The sequence below is a fragment of the Niabella sp. CPT15-335-S11 genome, from assembly GCF_058792415.1.
This window is the reverse complement of the sequence record NZ_JBYTEI010000003.1, coordinates 92,838-104,742: the sequence shown is the minus strand read 5'-3', so window position 1 is coordinate 104,742 and position 11,905 is coordinate 92,838. Positions and strand designations below refer to the sequence as shown.

Genomic DNA, 11,905 nt, shown 5'->3' with positions numbered 1-11,905 from the left:
CCAGCCTTTAAGAGAGCCATTTATTAAAAATTAAACGACCAGCCATGAAACTGAACAAGTTTGTATTGGAAAAAATGCCGGTTGCAGAAATGAATGCAATTAAAGCCGGCTCGGGCAGTTGTAAGTCCGATTCTATAATTTAAGCGGCTACTGAATATGGAGGAGGTCAAATTATTTTTTAACTAAAAAACAAATGACATGGGAAAGCGTAATTTTTTATTAACTGCGGGAATAATGCTGTTAGCCCATTTTTCTCAAGCGCAGTCTAACAATTCCACAGCACAAGCGAATAAAGCAAATGAACAAAGGGTGAGTTTGGCCAAGCAGCAAGAGGTTATTCAAAAAAAAAAGAAGTGGTCGGGGAAGCAAGAATTACCAACAAACGAGCAAAAGTCTTTACTGCAGGCGCAAGAAACCCAGGAACAGAAGCAAAAAGACATGTCCATAGAACAGCAGCGGGTGGTGAACTCACTAAAAGATGCGCTTATTAAGGACGGCTTCATTAAACCTGGTGCCAAGTATTCATTTGAATTAAATAATCGGGAGCTTATCATTAATGGAGTGAAGCAGTCCGAAGACGTTCATAAAAAGTACATTAATTTAATCAATGAAAAGCGGAAAATTCCATTCGGTGAAAAAGAGCAATGGAATATACAGGACAGTTAGTTGAATTTGACCTCTTCCCGAAAAACCGTAGCATTAAAAGTAGAAAATTGGGGCAATATTTATAATTTGAAAAAGAAATATTGCACATGAAAAAGTCAAAGTTTACAGAAGCACAGATTGTGTTTGTAATCAGGCAATCTGAGCAAGGAGTAAGGGCTGTGGAAGTTTGTCGGAAGATGGGCATTTCAGACGCAAACGTCTCAGGCGCAATAAAGCGGGTGCGTATAGTATAGAACTTCCTGATAACAACAGCTTACACGCATGTTGGTCGATGGATTTTGTCAGCGATGCGCTCTTGACGGCAGGAGATTTAAGGCATTAACTATTTGACAATTAGTATTTTAGGACTACGACTGAGAGCTATTATCGCGTGTTCTGAAATAAATATTGTACAAGATATTGTACAATTTTGTTTTTTTACTATTTTTGTATGCATGATAACAACCTATTCAGATTTCAGGCAGAAATTAAAGGGGTACCTGGATGAGGTCTTTAATAGCCATCGCCCCTTATATGTAACCCGTACCAAAGGCGAGAATATTGTCGTGCTTTCAGAATCAGATTATGAAAGCATCATGGAAACTTTTTATCTGTTAAAGTCCGCAAAAAATGCTGAGCGTCTTCAGAGAGCCGTGGATCAATATGAAAAAGGCAATGGCCAGGAAAGAAAACTCATCGAGGAATGAAAATAGTTTTTATGGACGATGCCTTGGAAGACTATTTGTACTGGCAGCAAGCAGATAAATCCATGCTTAAAAAAATCAATGGGTTGATTAAAGAAATAACCCGTACCCCATTTCAGGGAACAGGTAAACCAGAAGCACTCAGGGAAAACTTATCCGGTTTCTTGTCCCGCCGTATTAATTTGGAGCACAGGCTGGTTTATACAGTCGAAAATGAATCAGTGATAATTCTTCAATGCCGTTATCATTATTGAAGCATATAAGCAAAAAATCCCTACTCAAGGTACAAAAAAAACAAAAACAAGAGAGTAACAAAAAGGAGTACTTGGAATTATAATTCCATGGAACCCTTGCCAGGATTGATTTGCTAGGATTTGATAAAAATAAAAAACCCCCTAAAAAGGGGGCGTGGTGCCCGGAACAGGAATCGAACCTGCACTCCATTGCTGAAATCAGATTTTGAGTCTGACGCGTCTACCAATTCCGCCATCCGGGCATTCAAATAATTCCTCGCCGCTCTCGTTGGCATGCAAATAGTTCTTTGCCAGTCACAACGACGATGAAACGGGGTGCAATATTACAAAGTTTAGGCGTAAAAGAATGATGTAAGCAGGCAATTATTTTTGCGAGCAACGTTTGCGATGCAAAGTTACTTACAACAGGATTTTTTCGGCAAAAGCCAATCCGACAAAATTTTCCATATCTTTCTGGTCAGGTCTTTCATCATTCCCTGGTTTATCAATAAGTGATTCTTACAACTGGTAACAACAAAAAGCCAGGGTTGTTTGCAAATATTCAAAAATGACAAAAATCGGATTGGTCCGGGAACTAAAAACTCCGGTGGATAACCGCGTAGCACTCACACCCAGGCAGTGCCGGTGGCTGCTGGCCCGCTACCCCGGTCTGGAAATAAGTGTACAGCCTTCACCCTACCGGTGTTTCGATGATGATGAATACCGCCTGGCGGGAGCACAGGTGTCAGAAGACCTGGAACCCTGTGATTTCCTGCTGGGGATCAAGGAACGTCCCCCGGAATCTCTTATTCCAGAGAAAACCTACCTATTCTTTTCACACACCCGGAAAAAACAATCGCAAAACCGTGCCATGTTGCAGGAGATCTTAAACAAAAAAATCAGGCTCATCGACTTTGAATGCATGGAGTTTGGAGACGGACAGCGGATCATTGGTTTTGGATTTTTCGCGGGTATCGTTGGCGCTCACAACGGAATCATGGCCTGGGGAAACCGATCTGGGCTTTTTCAACTTGAGAGGGTTTACCGGCAGCGAAGCTTCAAAGAACTGATCCATACCTATTTTGGGCTAAGACTTCCCGCGATCAAAATTGCCGCCACCGGAAGCGGTCGTGTTGCCCACGGACTGATCGAGATCATGAACCTGATGGGGATCCTGGAAGTGGAACCCGATGAATACCTTAAACGGGGCTATCCTTACGCGGTCTATACCCGGCTGAATGGCGCCGACCTGTTTGAACCTAAAATGACCACTAATCAATCAGGCCAGTATAGCCGCGACGATTTTCACCTGAATCCCGGAAACTACCGCAGTAAATTTTTACCGTACACTTTCCAAACCGATATTTTAATGAATGGCCTGTATTGGGAAGCCGGCGCGCCGCGGTTTTTCGAACCCGAGGATATCAGAGACCCGGGCTTTCGTATCCGGACTATTTCAGATGTGGCAGACGACAAGGGAGGAGCTGTTCCAATCAATCTCGGACCAGCCAGCATCGAAGATCCTGTTTACGGTGTGGATAGGCAAACCCTGCAAAAAACGGAACCCTACCTCGAAAGTTCAATTGACGTCGTCGCTGTGGATAACCTGCCCAATGAACTGCCCCGGGATGCCAGCCGGTATTTTGGCGAACAACTGATCAAGTACGTCCTCGATGAATTATTTATAACAAACAGCGTGATGATCGACAAAGCCACCGTCGCCCGCGACGGAAGACTGGGAGCGAATTTTCAACATCTCCGGGATTGGGTTGTTGAAAAGTGAATAAAACCAAGTCGCGCCCAAGTTCAATGGATTGCGCTGATTCTAATGATGCAAAATTAAATCAGCACAACTTTTGAGCAAGATAAACGTTATAGTATATTAGATTAATAATGTGATTAATAGCATTTTATTACATCTATCTAAATAATAATTGTATAAATATATCGACGTGTTTTAGAACTGAATCGTGCCTCCCCGGCTTAATATTTGTTCATAAACAATATCCACAAATCTGACCGATCTTTATTATCCACATTTTAAGGGAGTGAAGTCCGGAATTGTGTATAAATGGATTTTCCGGTCTGGCTGTCGATTATTTATATTCGCTTTTCCAAATTAAAGAGGATTCATAGTGAGATTAAAAAGTCTGGAAATAAAAGGATTTAAAAGTTTTGCCGATAAAACGGTCGTAAATTTTGATGAAAACATCACCGGAATAGTAGGTCCGAACGGCTGCGGTAAGTCTAATATCGTGGATAGTATCCGTTGGGTGATTGGGGAGCAAAAGATCAGCCAACTAAGAAGTGAAAACCTCGACAGCCTGGTGTTTAACGGCTCCAAAACCAGGTCGGCCAGCGGACTGGCTGAAGTTAGCCTCACCTTTGAAAACACCAAGAACCTATTGCCAACGGAATTCAGCAATGTGCGCATCACCCGTAAATTTTATAAAAGCGGGGAAAGTGAGTACCGACTGAACGACGTCCAGTGTCGCCTCAAAGATATCCAGAACCTATTTCTCGACACTGGGATCAGCACCGATTCCTATGCCATTATTGAACTGGGCATGGTGGACGACCTGATCAAGGATAAGGACAACAGCCGCCGCCGGATGCTGGAGCAGGCCGCGGGGATTTCCATTTATAAAACCAGGAAAAAAGAGGCCAAGTCCAAATTGGACGCTACCGAAATGGACCTGAACCGGATCGAAGACCTTCTTTTTGAGATCCATAACCAACTGAAAACCCTCGAGAGTCAGGCTAAAAAAGCGGAGAAATACCACGAGATCAAGAAGGACTATCGGGCCATCAGCATCGAACTGGCTAAAGCAGCCCTCGAAGGATTTAATTTGACCTATAGGGAACTGACGCAACAGCAGGAATCGGAAACAGACAAGACCGTCCGACTGGAAGCTGAAATTGCATCCGAAGAGGCGGCAGTTGAGCAGGAGAAGCTGGTTTTTATTGAAAAAGAACGAGCCCTCCAGGGAATGCAGCACGCATTTAATGAACTGGAACAGAAAGTGAGAACGGGGCATGGCGATAAAAACCTCGCTGCGCAAAGGCTTCAGTATCTGAAAGAAAAGGAGCATAACCTCAATGAATTCTTGAGTAAGAGCGATGCACAGGTGAAGGGGATCGAAGACAGCATTGCGTTTACAACAACACAAATTGAAGAGGAAGAACTTTCGTTCCAGGGTCTTACCGAAAAACTGGAAAACCTTAGACTGGATACGACATCAAAAAAAGAGAGTTTAGAAGGGAGAAGGCTCGAACTTAATAACCAGCGAATGGAACATCAGCAGGTTCAGCGCGACCAGTTCGAGGTTGAAAAGAAAGTTGCAGTTGCTGATACCTCCATTCAGAATACCAGCCGCGCTATCCGGCAACTTGAAGAAGACAGGGCACAACGGGAAGAGCAGTTTCAGAAACTTGAACTCGAGCGGAAGGAAAAAGAACGCGAGCTGGCTGAGCAGCAGTTGTCGCTGGAACAACTGCAGGAGCATGACGAACGAACCAGGGAACAGATCCTGCAGACGCAAGGCTTGCTGGAAGAGCTACGGAATGAACTGGCTGGTGAAACCCGGAAGCTTGATGCAAAGAAAAACGAACACGACCTCCTCAAAAGTATGATCGATTCGATGGAGGGATATCCCGATAGCGTAAAATTTCTGCATAAAAACAAAGACTGGGATCACCAGGCGCCCATCCTGTCGGATATTCTCTATGTGAAGGAAGAATACCGGACCGCACTGGAAAATGTGCTGGAGCCATATCTGAGTTACTATGTGGTCGAAGATTTGCAAACCGGCCTGGAGGCTGTGCACTTGCTGGATAATAATAAAAAGGGAAAAGCGAACTTTTTCCTGCTCAATAAAATCGGGGAAATTGCCAGTCAGTCCGAACATGCGCTGAATGGAGCCATCCCGGCTATGAGCGTAGTTGAGGTAGATGATAAATACCGTAACCTCGCTCGTCACCTGTTGGGGAATGTCTATATCGCGGATGGCGAAGAGGCATTGGAAAATGCCAATGGTAATGTGGTGATCGAGAAGAACGGAAAATACGTAAAAGGTAAATTTACCTTGACCGGCGGCAGCGTTGGACTGATCGAAGGAAAGAAAATCGGCAGGGCCAAAAACCTGGAGAAATTACAGGCAGAAATCAGTAAACAGGAAAAAATTGTGAGGGAGCTCCAGGCCGAAATTCAGAAAAGACATAATGAAGTGATCGCCTTCAATGAGGATCTTCGCGAAAATGCCATCCGCGAACTGGGAAAATCTATCCAGCAACTTTCGAACCAGGTATTCACCCTGCAAAATAAATTGGAGAACATCCAGAGCCAGCAAAATAGCTCGGCAGCCCGCCTCTCGGAACTGAATACACAACTGGAGAACATTCAGGGAAATATCGAAGAGTCACGTCAACAATTAGTTAACTTAAGTGAAATATATCAACTTAGTATCAATAAGTTAAATGAAATTGATCAATTCTTCAAAGAAGCTGAAGCCGACTTTGCAAAATCCACACAAGCATTCAACGAGTTCAATCTTCATGTAACCCGGCAACAGAGCAAGATCAATGCGTTGCGCCAGGAGTTGGGATTCAAAGAGAATCAGTTGAAGGATCTGAAGACTCAGGTCGAGCAGAGCGCGCTGCAATTATCAGATACCGCGCGGGATATTCAGGACGCTGCTACTTCACTTCAAACGCTCGAAGAGACGCTCTTACAATTGATGAGGTCCAGGGAGGACGACAAGAAAAATCTTGACGAAGCAGATCAGGCCTATTACAATTTCAGGAACCGGCTCAATGAAAAAGAAAGTGAGCTCAGGCTGAAGACCCGCGAGAAAGAGCAGGTTGAGCATTTGCTGGCAGCCATCAAGGATCGCCTCAACGAACTAAAATTAAAGCTGGCAGGTACCCGGGAAAGACTGGATGTGGAGTTCCGGATAAAGCTCGACGATATCCTCGATGAAGAGCGTACCTCCGAGACGCCGTTGGAAGACCTGCAGGAAAAGGCAGATCGCCTGAAGAAAAGACTGGAGAATTTGGGAGAAGTGAACCCTACCGCCATCGAGGCATTTACCGAAATGAAAAAACGGTACGAGTTTATTGTCGAGCAGAAGAATGACCTGGTCAATGCAAAAGAGAGTCTCCTGAAGACAATTGAAGAAGTGGAATCGACGGCAAATCAGAAGTTCCTTGAAACATTTAACTTGGTGAGAGACAACTTCCAACAAGTGTTTAAGTCATTATTTACTGAAGATGACCAATGTGATCTGATCCTGGAGAATCCGGAAAATCTGGCCGAGACGGGCATAGATGTAATTGCGAAACCAAAGGGTAAGAGACCGACTTCGCTCACTCAGCTTAGCGGGGGAGAGCGGACGCTCACGGCTACGGCTTTATTGTTCGCTATTTACCTGATCAAGCCGGCGCCTTTCTGTATCCTCGACGAAGTGGACGCACCGCTGGATGATGCCAATGTGGGGAAGTTCACCAATATGATCCGTCAGTTTAGCGACAACTCCCAGTTTATCATTGTTACCCACAACAAGACGACCATGAGCACGGTGGACGTGATCTACGGGGTCACCATGCAGGAGCCCGGTGTGAGTAAGTTGGTCAGTGTGGATTTCAGGAGCCTGACCGCAAGTCAAAACTGATTCAAACTAAATCGCCAGGCGGTTTACTTTTTCGGATTCCGGAACTCTTTATATTTCTCATTTACATAAAGAGTCAGACCTGTGCGGTCATTCTGTCGGCAAAATTGATAGGTTGGCCGATACCTGAGCATAAATAGCCGAAGTGAATCACCTTTCAGTCCGGTAACACTGCTCACCCAAAATGCGGGGAACATATAATCGATATAAGCGTCCTCTTCCTGTACCCGAAGTCTCTTTTTTAAAGCCCGTTTTTGACGGCTGTCTTTCGAAAATATCCTCGAAGGGCTTAGCACAAGACCAAATCCCGTGGGCGTGTTTCCCCCTGTGATGCCCGTTCGGCTATCGTAAATATCGCGGTATGCTTCTCGTCGGTTAGCCGAATCCTGCTGATAATTGCCCGAAACAACCACCCTTTCCAGTGTGGTGGCCCTGGTTCCCAACACGGCATCGTAGCCTGAGATTAGTAACTGGTGTTCCACAATAACAGTATCGCTGACCAGCCCGATGAAGGAGAAACTCACCTGGTCGCGGCTATCCGCAAGGATTCTGTAGGTACCGTCTTTTGCAGATGTGGCTGTGATATTCTTGGTCAGGTTGGTGATATTGGCTCCTGCAATGATTGAGTCTTCGCCGCCGGCCCGGAAGACTTTCCCATGAAGCTGAGATTGCCCGAACGAAATGTTCTGGAACAGAACCGTCAGGATCATTATGCAGATTAGTCGTTGAAACATAATTAAAACTAAGGCCGGTCTCAGTTTGGATAGGTTGCAGGCCGCCCAATCTTTTGTTAAATCTAAGTGCTTTTTCATTTGTCCTGAGTTGTCGTTAGCCTGTTTTTCCAGCCATCAACGGAAACAATGCCTGATCCATCGCCCGGGTGCCCGACGTTTTTGGAATAGCTTGCAAGACCAGTTACCGGTCACGCTGATCTTGTTCATTTGTATCTCACCAATCTATCAAGATACGAAAATAAATCGGTTTAAAAAAATAAGTTTTGTTTGGTCTATACACCTTTGGAGGTGAGCCTATCGGAAAGCGGAGGCAGACGGGGCGTCTCAAATCTTTCGTCTTACCCGATCACCTTAAAATTCGGCTTTAAAGCCGTACATTTGCCCCATGACACAGGAAAAATTGAACGATATGCGGTCCCGCGTTCTCGGGATAAGGAGGTTTCTTTGACGTCGAGAGCCGTCAACAAAAAATCGCTGAGGATAAACAGTTATCGCTAAGCCCGGGATTCTGGGATGATAACGAGCGCGCAACCGGTATCCTGAAATCACTAAAGACAAACGAGTATTGGGTGGATCTATACAAATCGCTGGAAACGGAGGTGGAAGATTTTGCCGTATTGTTTGAATTCTGGAAAGCCGGCGATGCTACGGAAGAAGAGACCCAGGAGGCCTACGATCGCGGCATCAAAGCTCTTGAAGATGCAGAGTTTAAAAGCACCCTCAATGAGCCGGAAGATGAGCTGCCCGCTGTGATGCAGATCAATTCAGGCGCCGGCGGTACCGAAAGCCAGGACTGGGCCGAGATGATCGCACGAATGTATAAAATGTATGGCGACAAACAGGGTTGGAAGATCACGGAGCTCGACTGGCAATGGGGCGATGGAGCTGGTATTAAAACGGCCACCCTCCAATTTGATGGACCGTTCGCTTACGGCTTTCTAAAAGCGGAAAGCGGCGTGCACCGACTGGTGAGAATTTCACCGTTCGATAGTAATGCGCGGCGTCATACTTCGTTCGCATCGGTATTCGTTTACCCACTGGTGGATGATACGATCAACATTGAAATAAAGGATGCGGATGTGAAAATGGAGACTTCCCGAAGCGGGGGAGCAGGCGGACAAAATGTAAATAAGGTTGAAACGAAAGTGTCGCTAACCCATATTCCCACAGGCATTGTGGTGATCTGCCAGACAGAACGCACCCAGATAGGCAACCGCGAAAAGGCTATGCAGATGCTAAAAAGCCGGTTGTATGAAGAGGAGTTGCGTAAAAGGGAAGAGCTGAAAAACGCCACCAACGCCAGTAAAAAGAAAATAGAATGGGGTAGTCAGATCCGGAGTTATGTGTTTCATCCCTATAAAATGATCAAGGATCATCGCACAGGATTTGAAGTGGGCAATGTGCAGCCGGTGATGGATGGTGAGCTGGATGGATTTATCAAGGCCTACCTGATGATGAGCAAGGAAGTGACATCGGAATGATCAGCAACTTAGGTTGGGTTCATGCGAGATACAAAGGGATGCTGGAAGATCAGCGCTGTCAGACTGAAAAAATCATATTTTAATATTAAAAATAAATTATATGCACCTGGGGACTTTTTCTTATCCGTTACCCGCTAACGAGCCGGTCCTGAATTATGCACCCGGCAGCCCTGAGCGGAAAACATTGAAGGCGACGCTTGCGCTGCTGAAAAGCGAACAGCCGGATATTCCCATGTATATCGGTGGGCAGGAGGTGCGGACCTCCGACCGTCAGGAAATTCATCCCCCGCATGAGATCGGTCATGTGCTGGGATACTATTTTAGGGGAGATAAAACGCATGTCAAACAGGCCATTGACGCTGCCCTGGCGGCCAGGGAAAGCTGGGCGGCAATGCCTTGGGAGGACCGGGCAGCCATCTTTTTAAAAGCGGCAGATCTGATCTCTACCAAATACCGCAGCCTGATGAATGGCACCACCATGCTCGGCCAAAGCAAAAATGTATTCCAGGCGGAGATCGACAGTGCCTGTGAACTGATAGATTTTCTTAGGTTCAACGTGCATTATCTTAGCGAGATATATAAGCAGCAGCCATCGAACAGCGCCGGCATGCATAACCGGATGGAATATCGCCCGCTGGAAGGATTTGTGCTGGCAGTGACACCATTCAATTTTACAGCTATCGGCGGCAATCTGCCTACCTCTGCTGCCTTGTGTGGCAATGTGGTTGTCTGGAAATGTGCCAATACCCAGATCTATTCCGCCCGGATGTTTATGCGGATTCTGCAGGAAGCTGGATTGCCGGCCGGCGTCATCAACCTGATCTACGTGAGTGGCCCGGAAGTAGGCGAAGTTTGCTTCAACCACAAAGAATTTGCCGGCGTTCATTTCACAGGATCCACCGCTGTGTTTAATAATATGTGGGAGACCATCGGCAAGAATATGGCCATGTATAAATCCTACCCGAGGATCGTCGGCGAAACCGGTGGTAAGGATTTTGTGATGGTCCATGCGAGCGCAAATCCAGATGCCGTAGTAACGGCGCTGCTGCGGGGGGCATTTGAGTTCCAGGGACAGAAATGCTCGGCTGCATCCAGGGCGTATATCCCTTCAAATCTTTGGACGGAAGTCAAAAGCAAACTGGTTGAAGGCATCGAATCCTTTAAAATGGGTTCAGTGGAGGACTTTACCAATTTCATCAACGCCGTAATAGATGCGAAAAGTTTTAATACGATAAAAACCTATATCGAGAATGCACGGAAAGATCCAGATGCAGAGATCCTGGCTGGAGGCGAATGTGATCAATCGAACGGCTATTTTGTGCGGCCAACCCTCATTGAAGCGAAGAAACCGAAATACGTGACGATGTGTGAAGAGATTTTCGGGCCGGTACTTACGTTATATGTCTATCCGGAAAATGAGTTCGAAGCAACATTGGATCTGCTGAACGAAACATCCCCCTATGCGCTGACGGGTTCGATCATGGCCAATGACCGGAATGCCATCGATCTCGCAACGAGAAAACTGGTTAACGCGGCGGGTAATTTTTATATCAATGATAAACCCACCGGTGCCGTGGTTGGGCAGCAACCCTTTGGCGGTGCGCGTTCCAGCGGTACAAATGATAAGGCCGGCTCAATCCTGAACCTGTACAGGTGGCTCAGTGCCCGCACGATCAAAGAAACTTTTAATCCACCGGTAGGCTACAGGTATCCCTTCATGCAGGAACCCTGATCGCGGTCTCCGGACGGGTAGGTTGTAGAAAAGTAAATGATTGGATCATTTTATTTCCGCAATTTTACAATGCCGTTTAACCGCGCCTTTAAAAAGTCTGTATGTTGAAATCGATCATAACTGAACAACAAATCGCCATAACCATTAAAAGGCTGGCCCACCAGATCATAGAGAACCATCCCGATCCGGATAAAATGGCGATCATTGGTCTGCAGCCGCGGGGCATTTTTCTGAGCGACCGGATTTACGGGGAGATTATCGCCAACCCCACCTATGCAAAAATCAATTATGGTAAAATGGATATCACCTTTTACCGCGATGATGTCCGGAATTCCCTGCATACGGCCAACGAAACGGATATTCCCTTTTCAATTCAGGACCGGGAAGTAGTCTTGATCGATGATGTGCTGTACACCGGAAGAACCACGCGTGCCGCATTGGATGCTCTGATTGATTTTGGCCGGCCCGCCAAAGTTGAGTTGTGCGTGCTGATTGACCGCCGCTACAGCCGGCAGTTTCCGATCCAGGCCGATTATGTAGGCAGGTATATTGATTCATTTGAAACGCAAAAAGTATTGGTTCGCTGGAAAGAGAACAGTGACAAGGACCAGGTAATGATCATGGAATAGACCATCATTAACCAAAATGAAATTCAAAGACAATTGACAGTCTGACCCAAGGAAAGCCCGGTGAACGCCAAAACCTATTCT

9 protein-coding genes, 1 tRNA gene and 1 pseudogene are annotated in these 11,905 nt (G+C 46.0%); 9 read left to right on the top strand and 2 right to left on the bottom strand.

What is annotated here, in order from left to right; translation table 11 throughout:
• The first annotated feature begins 198 nt into the window (after positions 1 to 198).
• The 4 genes and pseudogenes from AC3WS5_RS11505 to AC3WS5_RS11490 all read left to right on the top strand — a co-directional run bounded on the left by AC3WS5_RS11505 (position 199) and on the right by AC3WS5_RS11490 (position 1,603).
• Positions 199 to 666 (top strand): hypothetical protein, encoded by a 468-nt coding sequence (locus AC3WS5_RS11505; RefSeq protein ID WP_492467525.1) that lies wholly within the window; start codon positions 199 to 201, stop codon positions 664 to 666.
• Positions 667 to 752: 86 nt separating this feature from the next.
• Positions 753 to 860 (top strand): annotated as a pseudogene (locus AC3WS5_RS11500) (transposase); the annotation flags it as partial.
• Between the two features lie 240 nt (positions 861 to 1,100).
• The gene (locus AC3WS5_RS11495; RefSeq protein WP_492467524.1) at positions 1,101 to 1,352 is read left to right on the top strand and encodes a type II toxin-antitoxin system Phd/YefM family antitoxin; all 252 of its coding nucleotides are present in this window, start codon (positions 1,101 to 1,103) and stop codon (positions 1,350 to 1,352) included.
• On the top strand, positions 1,349 to 1,603 hold the full coding sequence (locus tag AC3WS5_RS11490) for a Txe/YoeB family addiction module toxin (RefSeq protein WP_492467523.1): 255 nt from the start codon (positions 1,349 to 1,351) through the stop codon (positions 1,601 to 1,603). Before AC3WS5_RS11495 ends, AC3WS5_RS11490 begins: the two co-directional genes overlap by 4 nt.
• Positions 1,604 to 1,758: 155 nt before the next feature.
• Here the strand turns inward: AC3WS5_RS11490 and AC3WS5_RS11485 are convergent.
• A tRNA-Leu gene (locus tag AC3WS5_RS11485) sits at positions 1,759 to 1,845 on the bottom strand.
• Between the two features lie 305 nt (positions 1,846 to 2,150).
• Here AC3WS5_RS11485 and AC3WS5_RS11480 point away from each other — a divergent pair.
• Both AC3WS5_RS11480 and smc read left to right on the top strand, forming a co-directional pair.
• A complete protein-coding gene (locus AC3WS5_RS11480; protein WP_492467522.1) occupies positions 2,151 to 3,365 on the top strand; it encodes an NAD(P)-dependent oxidoreductase in 1,215 nt (404 codons plus the stop codon).
• Positions 3,366 to 3,717: 352 nt separating this feature from the next.
• Positions 3,718 to 7,251: a chromosome segregation protein SMC gene (gene smc, locus AC3WS5_RS11475; RefSeq protein WP_492467521.1), complete on the top strand. Its 3,534-nt coding sequence runs from the start codon at positions 3,718 to 3,720 to the stop codon at positions 7,249 to 7,251.
• Between the two features lie 23 nt (positions 7,252 to 7,274).
• Here the strand turns inward: smc and AC3WS5_RS11470 are convergent, their stop codons facing one another.
• The gene (locus tag AC3WS5_RS11470) at positions 7,275 to 7,982 is read right to left on the bottom strand and encodes a hypothetical protein (protein ID WP_492467520.1); all 708 of its coding nucleotides are present in this window, start codon (positions 7,980 to 7,982) and stop codon (positions 7,275 to 7,277) included.
• A 385-nt stretch (positions 7,983 to 8,367) separates the two neighbouring features.
• On the opposite strand from AC3WS5_RS11470, the gene prfB reads away from it, so the two are divergent.
• The 3 genes from prfB to pyrR all read left to right on the top strand — a co-directional run bounded on the left by prfB (position 8,368) and on the right by pyrR (position 11,824).
• Positions 8,368 to 9,463, top strand: a protein-coding gene (gene prfB, locus AC3WS5_RS11465) for a peptide chain release factor 2 (protein WP_492467519.1) whose coding sequence is annotated in 2 segments (ribosomal slippage) — positions 8,368 to 8,427 and positions 8,429 to 9,463 — 1,095 coding nt in all. Because the reading frame shifts where the segments join, the coding sequence is not laid out codon by codon here.
• Positions 9,464 to 9,563: 100 nt separating this feature from the next.
• On the top strand, positions 9,564 to 11,195 hold the full coding sequence (gene pruA, locus AC3WS5_RS11460; protein WP_492467518.1) for an L-glutamate gamma-semialdehyde dehydrogenase: 1,632 nt from the start codon (positions 9,564 to 9,566) through the stop codon (positions 11,193 to 11,195).
• Between the two features lie 101 nt (positions 11,196 to 11,296).
• Positions 11,297 to 11,824 (top strand): bifunctional pyr operon transcriptional regulator/uracil phosphoribosyltransferase PyrR, encoded by a 528-nt coding sequence (gene pyrR, locus AC3WS5_RS11455; RefSeq protein ID WP_492467517.1) that lies wholly within the window; start codon positions 11,297 to 11,299, stop codon positions 11,822 to 11,824.
• The last annotated feature ends 81 nt before the right edge of the window (positions 11,825 to 11,905 follow it).

Bases quoted from the DNA above. Each gene is read 5' to 3' on its own strand.
- AC3WS5_RS11495 (WP_492467524.1), top strand. From the start codon at position 1,101: ATGATAACAACCTATTCAGATTTCAGGCAGAAATTAAAGGGGTACCTG.
- pruA (WP_492467518.1), top strand. From the start codon at position 9,564: ATGCACCTGGGGACTTTTTCTTATCCGTTACCCGCTAACGAGCCGGTC.
- AC3WS5_RS11480 (WP_492467522.1), top strand. From the start codon at position 2,151: ATGACAAAAATCGGATTGGTCCGGGAACTAAAAACTCCGGTGGATAAC.
- AC3WS5_RS11470 (WP_492467520.1), bottom strand. From the start codon at position 7,982: ATGTTTCAACGACTAATCTGCATAATGATCCTGACGGTTCTGTTCCAG.
- AC3WS5_RS11490 (WP_492467523.1), top strand. From the start codon at position 1,349: ATGAAAATAGTTTTTATGGACGATGCCTTGGAAGACTATTTGTACTGG.
- pyrR (WP_492467517.1), top strand. From the start codon at position 11,297: ATGTTGAAATCGATCATAACTGAACAACAAATCGCCATAACCATTAAA.
- AC3WS5_RS11505 (WP_492467525.1), top strand. From the start codon at position 199: ATGGGAAAGCGTAATTTTTTATTAACTGCGGGAATAATGCTGTTAGCC.